This is a genomic window from Brevibacterium sp. Z349TD_9 (genome assembly GCF_056173565.1).
Genome location: NZ_CM149680.1, coordinates 1,409,063 through 1,428,179, shown reverse-complemented (window position 1 = coordinate 1,428,179; position 19,117 = coordinate 1,409,063). Strand labels below are relative to the sequence as shown.

Sequence of the window (19,117 nt, the reverse complement as noted above, 5' to 3'; positions counted from 1 at the left end):
TGGAATGATGACCGGAGAGGGAGGGTGATTCTTGTGGGAAAGCGCATGCTCTACGCCGTCGCCACCATGACAGGCACAGCTGTCGGAATCGGAGCGTCGGCGGCAGGCCTGCTCCGGCACCAGGCCTCGTCCCTGCGACGGGGGTTCGACGACGACACCGACCGTCCCTTCCCCTCCATCGCCGAGGTGGTGCCCCCACCCGCCGGCACCGCAGCCGACGCCGGTCCGGCCACCGGTGACGATGATCCGGCGACCCTGGCCGTCATCGGCGATTCGTGGGTGTGCGGGATCGGCATCGACGATCCCCACGACGCCCCGGCCATGCTCATCGCCCGCGGGCTCGCGCGACTGCTCGGCACCTCGGTGCGCGTCGAGTCGACGGCGCGGCCGTCGGCGCTCTCCGACGATCTCGCGGCACAGGTCGTTGAGACCCTGCGCTCGACTCGTCTCTCCCGCCAGGGGTCCGACTCGCCACGGTCCGTTCAGCGTCGGTTCGCGATCATCTCGATCGGCACCGGCGACGTCATCCACCCCATCCACGGACCCATCGGCATCCCGGCCCTCAACCAGGCGATCAACCGCCTCCAGCGCGAAGGTCGGTACACGGTCTTCGTCCTCGTCTGCCCCAACCTCGGCGGGCTGCCGGGTCTGCGCGACCCGCTGAAAACGGTGCTCCGCCGCTCCTCACGTGTCCTCGCAGGATCGCAGTGGCTCGCCGCGCTCGCGGCGCGAGCGGTGCCGCTGCAGGCGACCGGATCACTGACCGGAACGACCCGGAAATCGCTGCTCAACGAATCCGGGCGCTTCCCCAGCGCTCTCGGCTACGCACAGCTCGCCTCGACCGTGCTCGCGGCCATCGCCGAACGCATCGACGCCCGCATCGCCGTCGACCGCGCCCATGACATCCCCGACGACACGCGCGAGGCGTCCGCGGACGCCGAGGCTGCGGACACCCCGACCGATGCCGCAAACGCTCCGGCCGACGCCGCGACACCCGCCCAAGCGAGCCCCGCCGAAGCAGGAGGGTCCGACCGGTGATCCCCGTCGTCCTCGCCTCGCAGTCACCGTCGAGGCGCGAGATCCTCACGGCCTCGGGCATCGATCCCACCGTCATCGTCTCCGAGGTCGATGAGCACGCGATCGAGGAGACGTTCACCGGGTCCGTCGGCGACCTCACCACCGCGCTCTCTGCGGCCAAGGCGCAGGCCGTTCTCGACCGCATCGAAGGCATGGAGCCCGACGATCTCCCCGAGTCCCTGCGCGAGGCGGCCACGGCCGTCGTCATCGCCGGCGATTCGCTCCTCGAGCACAACGGCCAGGCGATCGGGAAGCCGGGCACTGCCGAACGCACCCGCGAGATCTGGGCGGACATGGCGGGGGCGTGGACGACGCTGCACTCCGGGCACACGCTCGCCCTGCTCGAGCGGGCAACGACCGCTGAGCGCTTCGCGGCCCGCGACCTGCGCTCGCGCCGCTCGTCGACCGCCGTGCTCATCGGCACCCCCACCCCTGCCGAGCTCGAGGCCTACATCGCCACCGAAGAGCCGTTCCACGTCGCCGGGGCACTGACGATCGACGGGTACGGCGGAGCGTTCGTCGAGCGGCTCGACGGCGACCATCTCACCGTGCTCGGGCTCAGCCTGCCCGTTGTGAGGGAACTCGCGCAGGACATGGGCCTCTTCTGGCCCGATCTCTGGTCCTCCCGGGGTTAGACTCGGACAGGTCGAGCGGACACGCCCGAACACCTTGAAGTTTTGCGCTCAGGTTTTTATCGGTGGCCTACAAAGAGTTGGCGGCAATCCCTAAATTGATCTGTGATCATACAAAAGGAGCGCCATGACCACAGTCCTCCCCGACGAGACGACCGCATCGCTGTCCACGCACGTCCCCACGGCCCCAGTGCGCCGCATCCTCATCGCCAATCGCGGTGAGATCGCCCTGCGCATCATCCGGGCGGCCCACGATCTGGGACTCAAGGCGATCGCCGTCTACACCCGAGCCGATGCGGACGCCGAGTTCGTCTCGCTCGCCGATGACGCCTGGCTGCTCGAGGGCACCGGCGCTGGGGAGACCTACCTCGACATCGACAAGATCCTCGCCCTTGCCAAGCGCTCCGGGGCCGACGCCATCCACCCCGGCTACGGCTACCTCGCCGAGAACGCCCTCTTCGCCCAGGCCGTCATCGACGCCGGGCTCACCTGGGTCGGGCCTCCCCCGGCTGCCATCGAACTCCTCGGCGACAAGTCCGGTGCCCGTGAGGTCGCCGAGGCGGTCTCCGCCCCGGTCGCACCCGGCTCCGACGGCGCCGTCGCCGATCTCGCCGAAGCCGCCGAGGTCGCCGAGCGCATCGGCTACCCCGTCGTCATCAAGGCCGTCCACGGCGGCGGCGGCCGCGGCTTCCGCGCCTGCGCAAGCGCTGACGACCTCGAGACCGCCTACGCGGCCGCGACCCGGGAGGCACTCGCCGCCTTCGGTCGCGGCGAATGCCTCATCGAGAAGCAGATCGTCCACCCGCGCCACATCGAGACCCAGTGCCTGGCCGACTCGTTCGGCAATGTCCGCGTCCTCTCGACCCGTGACTGCACGCTCCAGCGCCGCAACCAGAAGATCGTCGAAGAGGCGCCGGCCCCGTTCCTCACCGAGGAGCAGGAGCGCATCGTCACCGAGGCCTCGATCCGCGTCCTCGCCCACGTCGGCTACGTGGGTGCCGCCACCTGCGAGTTCCTCCTCGGCACCGACGGCACGATCATCTTCATGGAGGCCAACGCCCGCATCCAGGTCGAGCACACCGTCACCGAGGAGGTCACGGGAGTCGATCTCGTCGGCTGGCAGCTGCGCATCGCCTCGGGCGAACGCCTGCCCGATGCCTTCCCCGCCGTCCGCGGACACTCCATCCAGTTCCGCATCAACGCCGAGGATCCCACGACCTTCTTCCCCGCCACCGGCACCGTGAAGAACTACCGGGCACCGGCCGGACCCGGTGTGCGGCTCGATTCGGGCATCGGCGAGGGCAGCGTCGTCGGCACCGACTTCGACCCGATGCTCGCGAAGCTCATCATCACCGGCGCCGATCGCGATCAGGCACTGGCCCGGTCCCGGCGGGCGCTTGCCGAATACCGCATCGACGGCGTCTCGACGCTGCTGCCGCTGCACCGCGTCCTCGTCTCCGAACCGGCCTTCGCCGGGGACTTCGACGTGTGGACCAACTGGCTTGAAACCGCGTTCGTCAACCCGCTCGCCACACCGAACACAGGAGATCACATGAGCACCTCTGCTGACAGCTTCAGTGTCGTCGTCGAGGTCGACGGTCGACGGATGACGGTCTCGGTTCCCAAGGACGTCATCTCCGACCTCGGACATGTGCCGAGCCCGAGCGTGCCGCGCCGCAAGCGCAACCTCCGCCGCAAGGGCGCTCAGCTCGCCGACGAGTCGAATGCGCTCAACGCCCCGATGCAGGGCACGATCGTCTCGGTCGCCGTGTCCGCCGGCGACGTCGTCGAAGCCGGTGACACGCTCGCCGTCATCGAGGCGATGAAGATGGAACAGCCCCTCAAGGCCGGCCACTCGGGCACGGTCTCCGAGGTCCTCGTCGACGCGGGCACCGCTGTGAAGTCGGGTGAGCCGATCATCCGCTTCGCCGCCTGAGACCCGGTCTCTGCCCCGCTGCCCGGATCACCGACGCAGGTCGGTGATCCGGGCACCGATGTATTCGGACTCGGCGTCGTTGCCCGGGCACTCGAGGGCCTCGTTGAATGCCTCTTCGGCGTCGGCGTCGCGACCGAGCTCGCGCAGGGTGATCGCCCGTGCGATGTGGAACGGCCGGTGACGGCGCAGCCGGGGTTCTGAGGCGAGGGCGTCGAGGGCGGTCAGCGCCGCGCCGGGACCGTCGACCCGCCCGCGGACCACGGCGAGGTTGAGGGCGACGACCGGGGAGGGGTCGAGCCTGACAAGCATCCGGTAGAGGACGAGGATCTGGGCCCAGTCGGTGTCTTCGTAGGTGGCAGCCTCTGCGTGGAGGGCGGCGATCGCCGCCTGCACCGTGTACGGCCCGGCGCCCGGGCGACCGGCCGCGGTCCGCGCGAGACCGAGCCCCTCGGCGATGAGGGTGGAGTTCCAGTCGGCCCGATCCTGCTCGGACAGCGGGATCGGCGAACCGTCGGCGGCGATCCGCGCCGCCGCCCGCGCTCGGGTGAGCAGTAGCAGAGCGAGGAGACCGAGCGCCTCCGTCGATTCGGGCAGGAGCCGCACGAGGAGGCGGCTGAGCCCGATCGCCTCCTCCTGGACGTCGACGCGGGCATGGGACGGACCGGTCGAGGCGGTGAATCCCTGGGTGAAGACGAGGTAGACGGCGCGGAGCACCCCCGGCAGGCGCTCCTCGAGCTCGGTGGGTCCGGGTCGGCCGAAGGGGATGCCGGTGGCTGTGATCCGCTTCTTCGCGCGCACGATCCGCTGCTGCATCGCCGTCGTGTCGACGAGGAAGGCCGCCGCCACCTCGGCGGTGGTCCAGCCGGCGAGGAAGCGAAGGATGAGCACGATCCTCTCGCCCTCGCGCAGAGTGGGATGGGCGCACGTGAAGAAGAGCCCCAGCCGTTCGTCGGGGATGTCGACTGAGCTCAGGGCCTCGCCGAGGCGGTCGGCGTGGTCCTCGTGGTCCCCCGGCTGGGTCTCGTCCTCGATCCGGAGGCGGGCAAGGCTGCGTGCGCGGGTCGCATCGGTGCGGATGAGGTCGATCGCGCGGTTCTTCGCCGTCGTCATCAGCCACGCCTGTGGACGCTGTGGGACGCCGCGGGCCGGCCAGGACTCGACGGCACGGACCATGGCATCGGCCAGAGCCTCCTCTGCGAGGTCGAGGTCGTGGAACTTCGTCGCGAGAGCGGCGAGCAGCCGCCCGTGGTCCTCGCGCCCGATGGCGGTGAGCACCAGGGCGGCGTCCGTCCCGGCGGTGTCCATCAGTAGTCGGCGACCGGCCCGATCTCGATGTGCCCGGCGCGCGATCCGGGGCTCCGCTTCGCCCAGGCGATCGCGTCGTCGATCGTCGGGACCTCGATGACGTAGCTGCCGCCGACGAATTCGCCGGATTCGGCGAACGGCCCGGAGGTGACGACGGAGTCGCTGACCCGCACCCCGTGTTCGGGTCCGTCGAGGGCGAAGCCGCCGACGACGATGCCCGCGTCGGTGATCTCCTTGTCGAAGGCCATGAACTCGGCCGGGTCGGGACCGCCGTCCTCGCCGCAGTCGGCGTCGGTGACGTTGCCCATGAGCAGCAGTGCGTACTTCATGTCTCTCTCCCTTGGTCCGAGGCTCCTGGCGGGAGCCTATCGATGTCGGGCGGAGGTGCCTGACACCACTCTGACGTATCGGGGAGGGCGAAATCGACAGCTGCGGGAGGGAAATTCCCTAGAGGTGCCGGTGGAGTCGGCGCGATGCCTCGGTCAGCGAGCCGCTGAGCGAGGGATAGACGACGAAGGAGGCCGAGAGCTGGTCGACAGTGAGGCGGTTCTCCACGGCTATGGTGATGGGGAGGATGAGTTCACTGGCGCGCGGGCCGACGACGACGCCGCCGAGGATCGATCCGGAGCCGCGCCGGGCGAAGATCTTGACGAAGCCGTCCTCGATGCCGAGCATCTTCGCCCTCGGGTTCGTGTCGAGCGGGAGCATGACGGTGTCGATGTCCGTGGGGTTCTCGCGGTAGTTCTGCTGTGTGAAGCCGACGGTCGCGATCTCTGGAGCGGTGAAGACGTTCGAGGCGACATTGCGCAGCTTGAGCGGCTGCACGGCATCGCCGAGAGCGTGCGACATCGCGATCCGGCCCTGCATCGCCGCGACCGAGGCGAGCGGGAGGACGCCGGTGCAGTCGCCCGCGGCATAGATGCCCGGACGCGAGGTGCGGGAGACGCCGTCGACGACGATGTGTCCCGACTCGCTGACCTTGACCCCGGCGGCTTCGAGTCCGAGGTCGGCGGTATTGGGGATCGAGCCGACGGCCATGAGGCAGTGCGAACCTTCGACCCGGCGGCCGTCGGCGAGAGTGACTTCGACCCCGTTCTCGGTGCGCTTGACCGATTCGGCACGGGAGCGGGAGAGAACGTTCATGCCCTTGGCGCGGAAGACGGACTCGAGGACGTCTGCGGCGTCCTCGTCCTGCCCTGGCAGGACCTTCTCGCGCGAGGAGACGAGGGTGACGTTCGCTCCGAGCGCGCGATACGCCGAGGCGAACTCGGCACCCGTGACACCGGAGCCGACGACGATGAGGTGTTCGGGCAGCTCTTCGAGTTCGTAGAGCTGCGTCCACGAGAGGATCCGCTCGCCGTCGGGCTTCGCGGTGTCGAGTTCGCGGGGGTGGGCGCCGACGGCGAGCAGGATCGTCGAGGCGCGCAGCGTGTACTCGGTCCCGTTCTTCTCGACGACTTCCACCCGGTCGCGGTCGACGAGCTTCGCGCTGCCCTTGATGACCTTGACGCCGGCGCGGATGAGCCCGTCGTGGATGTCGTCGGCCTGAGCGTCGGCGAGGGAGAGGATGCGCTCATTGACGGCTTTGAGGTCCGCGACCACCCGGTCGTGGTCGGGGGTCTCCTCGTGGTCGTCGTCGGCGGCGGTGATCCGGATGCCGAGGCTCGCCGAGCGCGTGATCTCATCCATCATCTCCGCCGTGGCGATGAGGGACTTCGAGGGCACGACGTCGGTGACGACGGCGGCACCGCCGCAGCGATTGCGTTCGATGAGCATGACGTCGGCGCCGAGCTGGGCGGCGGCGAGAGCGGCTTCGTAGCCGCCGGGGCCTCCGCCGATGACGACGACGCGATCTGCTGCGGATTCAAATTCTTCGTTCACGGCTCAATCCTCTCAAATCGCCGGGGCCTGGGCGAATGAGCACTCCGGGTGCTCCTGGGCGGTGCCGACGAGCACCCTCGCGGTGAGGCTCAGGCCTCGGTCCCCTCGGCGGCGTCGGACCCGGCGGCCGATCCCGCACCGGCGGCGGTCGCCTCGGCGAAATCGACAACCTCGGCGGTGTCGCGGTGGAGGGCGGAGAGGGTGACGTAGGACTGTGCGTTCGCCCGGACCTTCTCGACCGCGTCGTCGCTCATCGCCCGGCGCACCTTGCCGGGGACGCCGGCGACGAGCGAGCGAGGTGGGATGTCGGTGCCCTCGAGCACGACGGTGCCGGCGGCGATGAGGGATTCGGTTCCGATGTGGGCGTCGTTGAGGACGGTCGCGTGCATGCCGATGAGGACGTCGTCGTCGACTCTCGCGCCGTGGACGAGGGCCTGGTGGCCGATCGACACCCGCTTGCCGATGACGACGGGTTTGCCCTCGTCGGTGTGCATGACGGTGTTGTCCTGGACGTTCGAGTCCTCGCCGATCGTGATCGGCGCCTTCTCGGCCCGGAGCACGCAGCCGTAGAAGATGCCGGCGCCCCGCTTCACGTGGACGTCGCCGACAAGGGTGGCTCCGGCTGCGACGAATGCTCCGGGATCGATCTGCGGGGTGTGCCCTCCGACCGAGATGATGCGTGCCTGCGAATCCGTCATGAGTCCTCCATCGGTTCTCTCGTCCTCGTGTGAGTGTTCTGTGCTCGCGCTCTCGGGTGCCGGGCCTCGTCGGCGAGAGCGCACGACGTCGTGCGCACCGGCTCACTCGGCGCGGTGCCGGACCACGGGATGGGACCGTCACCGCTGTCAGTCTACCCACCCCGTCGGCGGCGTCCCGGCGGTCGGATTCCCGGCCGCACCGCGCGCGTCACGCGGGTCCTCGACTTCATGTCTGCGGCGGGTGCCATTCACTTCGAGGACACCCGGCTTCTGCAGAGTGAGACGCGCGATGGACGGATTTGCGTCGAGGACCCCATAGCAGGAGAATGGGCAGAATATTTGTCAGAAACTTCACACTGCCAGACTCTTGTGTGCCCAAAACGGTTATGTGAACCTTGACTGTGAGAGTGAGCGCGCCTCTGTTGACGTGCGCGCACACCAGGTTTCACCCATCTCCGTCGAAAGGTCACCATGGATTGGCGACACCGTGCAGCGTGCCTCAATGAGGATCCGGAACTGTTCTTCCCCATCGGGAACACGGGACCAGCCCTGCTTCAGATCGAAGAGGCCAAGACTGTGTGCCGTCGCTGCGAAGTGGCCGAGACCTGCCTCCAGTGGGCACTCGAATCCGGACAGGATGCGGGCGTCTGGGGCGGACTGAGTGAAGACGAGCGCCGCGCGCTCAAGCGCCGGGCCGCCCGGGCACGTCGCGCAGGCTGACCGCGCGGAACCCGCACCCCCATTCTTCGTCAGAGTCCCCTGCTTCGACCGCGATCACCGTGATCGGAGCTGGGGACTCTGTCATGTCCGCACGCCTGCCGCGACGGCACAACCGCCCGAGCACACCGCACTCTTCGCGCCACACCGCACGCGCGTCTGCACATCGCACGCGTGGCGCCACGACATACCCGCAGCGCCACACCGCACGCGCAGCCCAGCACCTCAGCGGCGCAGCGACACAACCTCCCCGTGCACGTGGATGATTCTGCGCTACGGGTGCGGGATGGCGCAGCGGGCGCTCGGTGCAGGACGGCCCATGAGTGGATGATTCGGGCCTGCGCGTGCTCAGTCGTACGAGTCGGGACGCAGCGGCACGTCGAGGATCGCCTCGGTGCCGCCGCCGTCGCGCTCCCGCCACTGGATCGAACCGGCGAGGTCCGCGGAGACGAGAGTCCGCACGATCTGCGTGCCCAGACCGTTGCCCGGGCTCTGCGCGTCACCGAGTCCGACCCCGTCGTCGGCGATCGTGACATGGAGGTGGTCCCCGTCGCGTTCGGGGATGACCCACACGTGCCCTTCGAGGGTCTCCCCCGGTCCGAGGCTCTCCTGCTTCTCGAGCGGGAAGCCATGCTCGATGGCGTTGGTGATGAGCTCGGTGATGGCCAGCGCCAGGGAGGTCGCATCGGCTGAGGAGATCGTCCCGAAGCTGCCGCGTCGCTGGAGGCTGACCTGGACGAGCGGACTCGTCAGCTCCGGGGTGAGCCGAAGCCCCTTGTCGACGACCTCGTCGAAGTCGACCTCCGATTCCACTCCCTGACTGAGCACATCGTGGACGACGGCGATGATCGAGACCCTCCGCATCGCCTCCGACAGCGCAGCCTTCGCGGCAGGGTTGTCGATGCGCCTCGTCTGCAGGCGCAGCAGCGCGGAGACCGTCTGCAGGTTGTTCTTCACCCGATGGTGCATCTCCTTGATCATCGCGTCGCGGGAGAGCAGCTCGCGCTTGCGCCGCCTGATCTCCGAGACGTCGCGGGCGAGCACGATCGCCCCGGTCCGCTGCCCGTCGTCGGTGAGCGGGATCGCCCGCAGCGACACGCTTGTGCGCCCGACCTCGAGCTCGGTGCGCCAGGGCGCGCGGCCGGTGAGCACGAGCGGCAGCGTCTCGTCGACCTGTCGGAGCTCCGTGCTCAGAGTCGAGACCACCTCGGCGAGGTAAGCGCCCTCGATCTCGCCCCCGTGCCCGAGACGGTGCATGAGCGAGACCGCGTTCGGGGAGGCGTACTGGACGCGTGAGTCACGGTCGAGGACGAAGATGCCGTCACCGACCCGCGGTTCGCCGTGGCGGACTCCGCTCGGCGCCTCACGGTCGGGGAACGCCCCCTGCGCGATCATCGTGAGCAGAGCCATCGCTGCCTCACGGTAGTGCTTCTCCAGACGTGACGAACCCCGCCGGCGCAGATCTTCCGAGTAGCGGACGAGGATCGCGATCGTCTCCCCGTGGCGGACCAGCGGCACCGCCTCCGCACACACCTCGGTCTCCTCGGTGCCCACGCCCACGCCGAGGCACTTCGCCGGTGCGACCTCGGTCACGAGCTCCCCCGACCGCACCGCGGCGCCGAGGAGGTCCTTCTCCAGACCCGTCGCCCGAGCACCGAGGAGGTCCCGGTTGAACAGCGTCGGGCCCGTGGTCGGCCGCGCATGCGCGACGACCGTGTACGCCCCGGATGCCGAGGGTACCCAGAGCACGAGGTCGGCGAAGGAGAGATCGGCGATGAGTTGCCAGTCCCCCACGAGGAGGTGGAGGTACTCGACATCGGCCTCGTCGGTGATGCCTTCGGCGGCGAGCTGTTCGTTGAGCACGGTGTCCCTCTCGGTGGTCCTCGTCAGCGGTCCGGCGAATCGTCAGCGGGCTCGGGGTCCGACCCCGAGCCCGCTGAGACGAACGCTATCATCAGGCGCTGTGCTCGGACTCCCAGGCCGAGGACCGCACCACACCGCGCATCATGCGCAGGAGCACCGACAGGGGCGCCTGCGTGACGGTCTCCAGCGCGAGGACGGTCTCGATGGTCTCGAGCACGCGGGCGGCGACCGTCTCGTTGCGTTCGAGCCATTCGCTCAGCCGCTGCTTCGCACGTTCGTCGGGGCTGCCCGAGATCGGCGAGTCCGTGGCCGCGATGACGGAGCCGGCGACCGAGAGGATCGCGGAGTAGAAGTCGTCGCGCAGGGAACCGCGGGCCAGCGCCGACCAGCGGTCGGAGCGGTCGAGGTCTCCGATGAGCGCGAGCACCTGCGAACCCGAGAACATGTCGTTGACGGCGTAGTACACCTCGGCGACATCCTCGGCGGACTCGTTGGTCCGCGCTGCGAGCTGGGTGATGTCGAGGAGGGCGAACTCGTCGAGCAGAGCAGCCGCGCGCCATGCGAGCTCCTCGGGCACACCGTCGTCGATGTAGCCCTGTGCCTTGGCCTGCATCGCCTCGGCGTCGAAGCCGTCGACGAGGTCGGGCACACGCGAGCGCAGGGCGGCGACGACCTTGCCGTAGTTCTCGATGCCCGAATCGACGTCGAGGGTGTCCGGGGCCTGCTGGACGAGCCAGCGCGAGGACCGGTCGAGCAGCCGCACGTAGTCGTGCTGGAGCCGGACCTGGACCTCGGTCGGCACCTGGTTGTCGAGCGCGGTGATCGCGTCGAAGAAGTCGTCGAGGCCGAAGATCTCGGAGACGACGACGAAGACGCGTGCGATCTGCGGCACCGAGGCAGGAGTCTCCTCGAGCATCCGGTAGACGTAGGTGAGTCCGCCGCGGTCGACCATGCGGTTGACGAGCTTCGCCGTGGCGATCTCCCGATGCAGCGGGTGCTCGGGGATGAGCTCCCCGTACTGCTCGACGAGAGCGTCGGGGAAGTAGCCTGCGAGCTCCCGCTGCATCCAGGCCTCATCGGGCACGACGCTGTCGAGGATCTCATCGGCGGCGTGCATCTTCGCGTACGCGAGCAGCACCGCGAGCTCCGGGGAGACGTACGAGCTGAACTCGCGCTTCGCAAGCTCCTCGGCATTGGGCAGGAACTCGACCTGGCGGTCGAGGTCGGCGTGCTTCTCGAGGTAGGCGAGCATGCGGCCGTAGGTGCCCGACATCGCCTCCGTCTGCGACCTGGCCTCGCCGAGGAGGACGTTCTGCGAGTAGTTGTTCGCGAGCACCCGTTCGGCGACGTCGTCGGTGAAGGAGAGCAGCACCTTCTCGCGGTCCTCGGCGGCGAACGCCCCCTTCTGCAGGAGGGTGCGCAGCAGCAGCTTGATGTTGACCTCGTGGTCGGAGCTGTCGACGCCGGCGGAGTTGTCGACGGCGTCGGTGTTGATCGCGACCCCGTTCAGTGCCGCTTCGACGCGTCCGAGCTGGGTCACGCCGAGGTTGCCGCCCTCGCCGATGACCCGTGCCCTGACCTCGTCGCCGTTGATCCGGATGGCGTCGTTCGACTTGTCGCCGACGTCGGCGTGGCTCTCGTCCGAGGACTTGATGTACGTGCCGATGCCGCCGTTGTAGAGCAGGTCGACCGGCGCGGCGAGGATCTCGGACATGAGCTCGGCAGGGCTCCGCTTGCCGGGCTCGACGCCGATGGCGGCGGCGGCCTCGGGGCTGAGGTCGATCGACTTCGCCGACCGCGAGTAGACCCCGCCGCCTGCGGAGATGAGATCGCGGTCGTAATCCTGCCAGCTCGAGCGCGGCAGGTCGAAGAGGCGACGGCGCTCGACGAAGCTCGCTGCGGCGTCCGGGTTCGGGTCGATGAAGATGTCGCGGTGGTCGAAGGCGGCGACGAGGCGGATGTGCTCGCTGCGGAGCATGCCGTTGCCGAAGACGTCCCCGCTCATATCGCCGATGCCGACGACGGTGAAGTCGTCGACGTCGGTGTTGACGCCGAGCTCGCGGAAGTGGCGTTCGACGGACTTCCACGCACCGCGGGAGGTGATCGCCATCTTCTTGTGGTCGTAGCCGACCGAACCGCCGGAGGCGAAGGCATCGCCGAGCCAGAAGCCGCGGCGCTCGGCGATCGCGTTGGCGACGTCGGAGAAGCGGGCGGTGCCCTTGTCGGCGGCGACGACGAGGTAGTAGTCGTCACCGTCATGGCGCACGACGCGGTCGGGATGGACGACCTGCTGGGTGCCGTCGGAGGCGTAGACGAGGTTGTCGGCGACTTCGAGGAGGCTTTCGATGAAGACCTCGTAGGCGGCCTGGCCTGCGGCCATCCACGCATCCCTGTCGCTCATCGGAGGCAGCTGCTTGGGGAAGAATCCGCCCTTGGCGCCCGTGGGCACGATGAGGGCGTTCTTGACCATCTGTGCCTTGACGAGGCCGAGGACCTCGGTGCGGAAGTCGTCTCGCCGGTCCGACCAGCGCAGGCCGCCGCGGGCGACGGTGCCGAAGCGCAGGTGCACGCCCTCGACCTGCGGGGAGTACACCCACATCTCCAGCGCCGGCTTCGGCTTCGGGACGAAGCTGAGCTCGGTCGGACGGATCTTGAGCACGAGCGCCGTCGGCAGCTCGCCCGAGGCGTTCTGGAAGTAGTTCGTCCGCAGGGTGGCCCGCAGGAGCTCGAGGGAGGACCGCAGCACACGGTCGGCGTCGAGGCTCGCGACGTCGCCGAGAGCGGTCTCGATCGCTTCGTCGAGCCTCGCCATCTCCGCGTCGCGCCCGGCGTCGTCGGCGTCCGGATCGAACTTCGCGAAGAAGTAGTCGACGAGGAGGCGGGAGATCTCCGGGTTGTCGCTGTAGACCTCGCCGACATAGGCGTCGGAGTAGGTGAACCCGGCCTGGCGCAGGTACTTCCCCAGCGCCCGGATGATCGTCACGTGCTGCCAGTCGAGTCCCGCGACGACGAGGCGGTCGAAGACTCCGGCCTCCTTGCGGCCCTCCCACCCGGCGATGAAGGCCTCGGCGACCCGGTCGAAGTCAGCGTCGTCGAGGTCGCGGTCGAACCGCAGACCGAAGTCGTAGATGTAGCGATGGGTGCCGTCGGCGAGGTCGAGCTCGTAGGGCCGCTCGTCGAGCACGGTCGCGCCGAAGGCCGTGAGGTAGGGCAGCACCTCGGACAGGCCCACGCGTCCGTCGCGGTAGAGGGCGAGGCGGATCGGCGCGTCGTCGACGTCGTTGGGGCGGTAGAGGCGCACCGCCGGACCCTCACCGGATTCGATCGCCTCGAAGCGGGCGACGTCGGCGACGGCGTCGGCGGGTGTGTGGTACTCCCCGTATCCAGGCGGGAAGGAGCGCGACCACAGGTCGGCACGGGCCAGGGCCGTCCCGCTGTCCCCGCGTTCGGCGGGAGCGAGGAACGCGTGGACGTCCTCGGACCACGAGCGCACCGCGGCGACGATGCGCTTCTCGACGGTCTCCGGATCGATCTGGGGCAGTTCGGCGTCGCGGGCGACGCGGGCGACGAAGTGGATGCGGGCCAGCGCCGACTCGGTGAGGAGGACGTCGAAGTCGACGCTCTCGGCGTTGTAGAACTGGCGCAGGACCTCCTGGACGCGCACGCGTGCCGCGGTGTCGTAGAGGTCGCGGGGCATGTAGAGGATGACGGAGACGAAGCGCTGGTAGGGGTCGGTGCGGACGAAGACGCGCGACTGGCGGCGCTCCTGCATGTCGACGATCTGCATGACGACGTCGAAGATGTCCTGCGTGTCCTCGTGCATGAGGTCATCGCGCGGGTAGGTCTCGAGGATGCCGAGGAGTTCGTTGGCCGAGTGCGAGCCGGTGGGGAACCCGCTCGCGGAGAGGATCTTGCGCACCTTGCGGTTGATGACCGGGATGTTGAGGACGCTGTCGTTGTAGAACTCGGGCTTGAACACGCCGACGAAGCGGCGTTCGCCGACGATCTCGCCGGTCTCGTCGAAGGTCTTCACCCCGATGTAGTCCATGAACGATCCGCGGATGACGCGGGAGCGCGAGTTCGCCTTCGTGAGCACGAGGACGTGCGGTTCGAGCGCCTTCTCGGCCACGGCGTTCGACAGCGGGGACTTCGCGAGCGGACGCAGGGCCGAGATCCCCAGAGACGTGTGCTCGATCGGTTCGAGGCTGCTTGCCTCCGCGTCGTGGCGGTAGTCGTACTCGCGGTAGCCGAGGAACGTGAAGTGGCCGTCGAGCCAGGTGAGCAGCTCGGCGGCGGCTTCGGCCTCGGAGGCGAGCTCCGGACGCGGCGGCTTGGCATGGAGTTCGGCGGCGATCGACTTCGCCTTCTCGGCCATCGCGGTGGCGTCCTGCGCAGCGGCGGCGACGTAGTCGAGGACGCTGCGCAGCTGATCCTCGAGGGCCGCGAAGTCCTCCTCGGGGAGACGGTCGATCTCGAGCCGGATCCACGACTGCTGTTCGGGGTGGTCGGCGTCCGCCTCGGCGGCGTCCTCGCTGATGACCGGCAGGCCTGCGGTGTCCGCGGAGACGGCGGGCGCCTCGGCGGGTGAGAGCACGGTGAGGTCGCCTCCGCGGCCGTCGACGGCGATGATCGGGTGGTGGACGAGGCGGATGGCACGCCCGCTCGCGGCGAGGTCGGAGACGATCGACGAGACGAGGTGCGGCATGTCGGGCAGCACCATGGCGATCACGGTGTGGTTGTCGAGGAACTCCGGTGAGTCGACCGACGGGTTGTAGATCCGAATGGCGGGAGTGGTGCCGTCATAGTCGATGCCGAGTGCGTAGTGGGTCGCTGCCGCCGCCGCGAGAGCCTCCGCCCCAGCCTCGGCGGTGCCCGGCTCGAACCGGGGGTAGTACGCTTCGATGAAATTCTCGGGGGCGCCCTGCCCCTTCTGCTTCCTCCACTCTCCAGCAATGTCCGAATATGAGACCTGAGACACCTTTACACCTCTACGATCAGCGCACAATTATTGTCGCCGGCTCGTCTGCGGGCCGGCATCCCCAACACTATGCCCAATCGGCGACAAAGGCACGCCGGTCAGCGTGCCGTGATGGGAGCCTGACCTGCTGGCAGACTGGGACCATGCGAACTCTCACACTCAGCCACGACTACACGATCGGACTCACCGATTTCCTCGCCCTCCTCGCCGATGCCGCGACGTGGGAGGCGCTCGGCTCGGAGGCGAGCACCAAGCGGGTCGATCCCGACACCGAGGTGACGGTGCGGACTGCGGTTCCGGCAGGGGAGCTGCCGCCGACGCTGGCCGCACAGCTGCCCTCGGGAGCGGAGCTCGTCGAGATCTACATGGTCCCCGGCGACGTCATCGGGGACGCGGCTGAGGTGAGGATGACCGCCCGGGCGGCCGGCGTGCCCGTCGAGATCGACGCCCTCATCTCCCTGACCGCGCAGGGCACGGGGACGGCGCTGACGATCCGGGCGGAGATCAGCTCCTCGGTTCCGCTCTTCGGTCCGATGATCGAGCAGGCCCTCGTCCCCATCCTCGAGGCCCGGCTCAGGGAGCGGCTCGAGCGGCTCGCCGAGCGCTGAGGCGCCCCGCCCGCAGCTGTGTGGGCTCAGCCGCGGGCGCCCAGGAGGTCGTCGAGTTCGCTGCGGTCGTACCAGAGGAGATCGGACTCGCCGAGGCGGTCCTCGGCTGACCCGATGTCACCGGCACTCAGTGCCTCGTCCCAGACCTCGGCCTCGTCGAGGTGGAAGCTCGCCACCGCATCCATGTCGACTCCCTCGAGGGTGAGGAGGTCGAAGCCCTCGGCGAGCGGCTGACGAGCCGCCGCGGCGGGCGCGTCGTAGGCGACGACGACGCGCGGCGATGGCGGCTGGGCGCCGAGTGCGTCGACGGCAGCCAGGGCGGCGGCGATGCCCATCGCGGCGAACTCGCGTTCCTCGATGTCGTCGGCGCGCAGCCCGGAGACCGTCGCATCCGGGGCGACGGCGATCGTCGCCGTGAGACCTGCGCCGAGTGCGGCCAGGGTCGTGGGAATGTAGCAGCGAACGGCCATGCCCCCATCCTAGGGTGTGCGCAGACGCTCGCGCCTGCGCACCCGCCTGCGGGCCGGCAGCAGGAGTGCGGCGGCCTCCCCGATCTCCCGGGAGAGCACCGACCGCGGATTCGCCTCGAGCAGCGTCCGCCCCGCCAGCAGGGCGGCGTCGACCGTCGCCCGGTCGTCGCTGAGGACGAAGTCGGGAGCCCGCCCGGCGAACCGTTCGAGTGCTTCGCTGATCCGCCGCTGGGCGGGCGCCCCGACCGCCGAGGCACGCACCTTCGTGATTCCGATCCGCATCCGCTCCCGCACCTCCTCGGCCCGGTCGGTGCCGAGGAGGCGCACGAGCTTCTGCAGACCGATGGGGTCTCCTGCGGCGAGGACGACGACGGTGTCGGCGGCCTCGAGGGCGGCCCGGGTCGCGCAGTGGCGGTCGTAGAAGGGATCGGCGAACTCGTCGTCGGGGTCGATCCGATCGGAGACGTCGACGATGACGAGGTCGTAGAGTCCCGCGAGGTCGGTGAGGACGGACCGGAGCACGGCACCGCGCACCTCCGGCCAGCGCTCGGGTCGCGTGAGTCCCGTGACGACGTGGAGGTCATCGCGGACGACGGCGTGCGGCACCGCTGCGACCTCGGTGGGCGGCGACTTCTCCGCGGTGAGTCGGCACAGGCTCGCCAGGTGGGAGGACTCCTCGGTCAGGCCCAGCGTCGTCGCCACCATCGCGCCCACCGTGTCGGCATCGACGATGACGCAGCGGTGCCCGCGTCGGGCCGCATGATCGCCGAGGTTGACGGCCGTGAGGGTGCGTCCGGGAGACGACCCGGTCCCCCACACGGTGACGATCCGACCGGCAGCCCGGGCCCGACCCGGCGGAGTCGTCGGCCGGGGAGGGACGATGGCGCTGCGGGTGACGTCGTCGAGCGCGCGGGCGACGGTGGCCTCATCGGCGGTCGCCGGCACGGAGGCGGTGATGCCGAGACGCCCGAGCGCTGCCGTGTCCGCGCCGACGCCGAGCACCTTCGTGCCCGTCGCAGCGATCTGGGCGACGACCTCCGCGTCGAGACCCGGGAAGTACTCCCCGACGATCGCGATGTCGGCGGCACCGGTGCGGCACAGGGCGAGGAGTTCGATCTCGTCGGCGGGTCGGGCGACGACGTCGACGTCGTCGAGGTCGCTGAGGAGTTCGAAGAGGATGAGGTCGAATTCGAAGTCGACGGCGAGGAGCACCTGGGTCATGGCGCTCCCACCGCTCCGGGCGCCCCGACCACGGAGAGGACGCTGCCGCCGTCGAGTGCGGCCAGCACCTGCGCCAGCGCCTCGGTGGGGACGAACACCTCGATCCGCGCCCCGTCGCCGACTCCGAAGCTGCCGACGTCTCGGGTGATGTGGGCGACCGGGGCCGCGCTGACGAGCTGTTCCGGTTCGGCCTCGGCCTCATCGAGCCCTGAGGAGTCGGGCTGTGCCCACACATCGACGAGGCTGCCGGTGTCGACGACGGAGGGCACCGAGCCGGGCACGTCGATCGCGACGATCCGACCCTCGAGTTCGGCCATCGGCGCCACCGCCGAGGCCGGGACGAGTTCGCCGGGGGCGATGACCGTGCGCACGCTCGTATCCGCAGGCAGCGCGGTCTCTGCTGAAAGGTACTTCTCCCCGACGTCGGCGAGGTTGACCTCGGCGACGACGAGGTCGTCGGCGCTCACCGCCTGACCGGGGACGAGTGCCGCCGCACTCGCCCAGACCCTGGTCGTCGCCGTCGCAGCCCCGACGAGGAGATAGGTCGCGACGATCGCCGCGATGACGAGGACGGCACCGACGAGCAGGCGCGCATCGGTCCAGCGGGGAGGGCGAAAGCGTCTCGAGAGCTCCATTGCATCTCCGATTCGGCAGAATTTTCCATGACAGGAACTGCTTGTGAGTGATAGTATCGAACACCAAACGAGGTCAAAGCAATGATTTCGGTAAAATCAGTCGTCGCGTGGAACTTGGGAGAACCCTCATGGTCGTCGAAAACCGCTTCCTGCCGCTCACCGATGTGGCCGAGCTGCTCAATGTCTCGATCGCTCAGGCCCGTGCCCTCGTGCGCACCGGCGATCTCCGCGCCATCAAGGTCGGCGGCCGCGGGCAGTGGCGCGTCGAGAAGGCCGAGATCGAGGCCTACATCCAGCGGATGTACGAGAGGACCGAGCACGAGATCAAGGCCGGCCTCATCGACGACTGACCGTCGGTCGGCTCCGAGTGACCGTGCGGTCAGACGGCCCACCGGGCTCCGCCGCGCCTCTGCCGCACGCGCGTCGCGCAGACCGCTCGGCCGCCTGCTCATCGATCCCGTCCGCCGCGCGCTAGGCAAAGGGGTTCACCTTCGTCTGCACCGCCGCGATGCGTGCGAGCGGGACGATCCGCCCGGCGATCTCGGCGTAGTCGGCGGCGACCATCTCGAGGTGCCCGCGGACCGTTCCGCGGGAGGCCCTGAGTTCGATGGCGATCTCCTCGTGCATCGCCGCGAGCCGACGCAGAGCCGAGGCCATGCCGAGGCGCTCGAGGACGTCCTCATCCCGACGATGCCTGCGGGTGCCGACTCGGAGTTCGAACACGCCGGCCAGTGAGACGATCGTCGTCTCAGCGGCGGTGAGGACGATGATCCCCGCCCCGAGGGACGTCAGCCTCCCCGTGATCTCGCGGCTGTCGGTCGAGACCCGGATCTCGTGTCCGAGCGCTCCGCGCAGACGCTCGAGGAGCGTGCGCTCGGCGGCATGGGAGGCGAGCTCATCGGCGAGTTCGCCCCGACGGGCGTGACGCTGCTGCCATGCGTGCATGGCTTCGAGGTCGTCGAGGAAGGCATCGATGCGCTCATCCATACGGTGAAGCTTGCCCGAGGCGGTCGCACCGCGCAAGAGCCGACGACGAAACTACAGCGGAGTAGTTATCCCGGGACTGTTGACATCAAACTTCATCAAACGTCAATAT

The 19,117-nt window shown here is 69.2% G+C and carries 16 protein-coding genes; 6 read left to right on the top strand and 10 right to left on the bottom strand.

From position 1 onward, the window contains the following. Positions 1-33 precede the first annotated feature (33 nt). From AC0VYB_RS06365 to AC0VYB_RS06355, 3 genes are all read left to right on the top strand, one after another. Positions 34-1,038: an SGNH/GDSL hydrolase family protein gene (locus tag AC0VYB_RS06365; protein ID WP_009374882.1), complete on the top strand. Its 1,005-nt coding sequence runs from the start codon at positions 34-36 to the stop codon at positions 1,036-1,038. Continuing rightward, positions 1,035-1,712 carry a Maf family protein gene (locus tag AC0VYB_RS06360; RefSeq protein ID WP_009374881.1) on the top strand — a complete coding sequence of 226 codons (678 nt, stop codon included), beginning with the start codon at positions 1,035-1,037 and terminating at the stop codon, positions 1,710-1,712. The genes AC0VYB_RS06365 and AC0VYB_RS06360 overlap by 4 nt, the downstream gene beginning before the upstream one ends. 124 nt (positions 1,713-1,836) lie before the next feature. Continuing rightward, entirely contained in the window at positions 1,837-3,645 is a 1,809-nt protein-coding gene (locus AC0VYB_RS06355; RefSeq protein ID WP_009374880.1) for an acetyl/propionyl/methylcrotonyl-CoA carboxylase subunit alpha, read from the top strand. Between the two features lie 27 nt (positions 3,646-3,672). Here the strand turns inward: AC0VYB_RS06355 and AC0VYB_RS06350 are convergent, their stop codons facing one another. The 4 genes from AC0VYB_RS06350 to AC0VYB_RS06335 form a co-directional block, all read right to left on the bottom strand. After that, complete coding sequence (locus AC0VYB_RS06350; RefSeq protein WP_009374879.1) at positions 3,673-4,950, bottom strand: RNA polymerase sigma factor; 1,278 nt, start codon at positions 4,948-4,950, stop codon at positions 3,673-3,675. Next, on the bottom strand, positions 4,950-5,279 hold the full coding sequence (locus AC0VYB_RS06345; protein WP_009374878.1) for a YciI family protein: 330 nt from the start codon (positions 5,277-5,279) through the stop codon (positions 4,950-4,952). The genes AC0VYB_RS06350 and AC0VYB_RS06345 overlap by 1 nt, the downstream gene beginning before the upstream one ends. A gap of 118 nt (positions 5,280-5,397) precedes the next feature. Beyond that, positions 5,398-6,831, bottom strand: coding sequence for an NAD(P)H-quinone dehydrogenase (locus tag AC0VYB_RS06340; RefSeq protein WP_009374877.1), 1,434 nt, complete (start codon positions 6,829-6,831; stop codon positions 5,398-5,400). 89 nt (positions 6,832-6,920) lie between these two features. After that, on the bottom strand, positions 6,921-7,529 hold the full coding sequence (locus AC0VYB_RS06335) for a gamma carbonic anhydrase family protein (RefSeq protein WP_063249416.1): 609 nt from the start codon (positions 7,527-7,529) through the stop codon (positions 6,921-6,923). A 471-nt stretch (positions 7,530-8,000) separates the two neighbouring features. Here AC0VYB_RS06335 and AC0VYB_RS06330 point away from each other — a divergent pair, with 471 nt between their 5' ends. Further along, positions 8,001-8,249 (top strand): WhiB family transcriptional regulator, encoded by a 249-nt coding sequence (locus tag AC0VYB_RS06330; RefSeq protein WP_009374875.1) that lies wholly within the window; start codon positions 8,001-8,003, stop codon positions 8,247-8,249. A gap of 345 nt (positions 8,250-8,594) precedes the next feature. On the opposite strand, the gene AC0VYB_RS06325 is transcribed toward AC0VYB_RS06330, so the two are convergent. Both AC0VYB_RS06325 and AC0VYB_RS06320 read right to left on the bottom strand, forming a co-directional pair. Next, positions 8,595-10,109: a sensor histidine kinase gene (locus tag AC0VYB_RS06325; protein ID WP_009374874.1), complete on the bottom strand. Its 1,515-nt coding sequence runs from the start codon at positions 10,107-10,109 to the stop codon at positions 8,595-8,597. Between the two features lie 91 nt (positions 10,110-10,200). Then, on the bottom strand, positions 10,201-15,087 hold the full coding sequence (locus tag AC0VYB_RS06320) for an NAD-glutamate dehydrogenase (RefSeq protein ID WP_063249417.1): 4,887 nt from the start codon (positions 15,085-15,087) through the stop codon (positions 10,201-10,203). Between the two features lie 143 nt (positions 15,088-15,230). Here AC0VYB_RS06320 and AC0VYB_RS06315 point away from each other — a divergent pair, with 143 nt between their 5' ends. Further along, complete coding sequence (locus tag AC0VYB_RS06315; RefSeq protein ID WP_009374872.1) at positions 15,231-15,695, top strand: DUF2505 domain-containing protein; 465 nt, start codon at positions 15,231-15,233, stop codon at positions 15,693-15,695. Positions 15,696-15,721: 26 nt separating this feature from the next. Here AC0VYB_RS06315 and AC0VYB_RS06310 read toward each other — a convergent pair whose 3' ends face one another. From AC0VYB_RS06310 to AC0VYB_RS06300, 3 genes are read right to left on the bottom strand one after another with little or no spacing between them, the layout of a single operon-like run. Continuing rightward, on the bottom strand, positions 15,722-16,165 hold the full coding sequence (locus tag AC0VYB_RS06310; protein WP_009374871.1) for a DUF6912 family protein: 444 nt from the start codon (positions 16,163-16,165) through the stop codon (positions 15,722-15,724). Positions 16,166-16,174: 9 nt separating this feature from the next. Further along, positions 16,175-17,386, bottom strand: coding sequence for a CpaE/TadZ family protein (locus AC0VYB_RS06305; protein WP_009374870.1), 1,212 nt, complete (start codon positions 17,384-17,386; stop codon positions 16,175-16,177). After that, the gene (locus tag AC0VYB_RS06300; protein ID WP_009374869.1) at positions 17,383-18,021 is read right to left on the bottom strand and encodes a hypothetical protein; all 639 of its coding nucleotides are present in this window, start codon (positions 18,019-18,021) and stop codon (positions 17,383-17,385) included. The genes AC0VYB_RS06305 and AC0VYB_RS06300 overlap by 4 nt, the downstream gene beginning before the upstream one ends. Positions 18,022-18,149: 128 nt before the next feature. On the opposite strand from AC0VYB_RS06300, the gene AC0VYB_RS06295 reads away from it, so the two are divergent. Next, on the top strand, positions 18,150-18,371 hold the full coding sequence (locus tag AC0VYB_RS06295) for a helix-turn-helix domain-containing protein (protein WP_009374868.1): 222 nt from the start codon (positions 18,150-18,152) through the stop codon (positions 18,369-18,371). Positions 18,372-18,492: 121 nt separating this feature from the next. On the opposite strand, the gene AC0VYB_RS06290 is transcribed toward AC0VYB_RS06295, so the two are convergent. Further along, positions 18,493-19,008, bottom strand: coding sequence for a hypothetical protein (locus AC0VYB_RS06290; RefSeq protein ID WP_009374867.1), 516 nt, complete (start codon positions 19,006-19,008; stop codon positions 18,493-18,495). Positions 19,009-19,117: the final 109 nt, after the last annotated feature.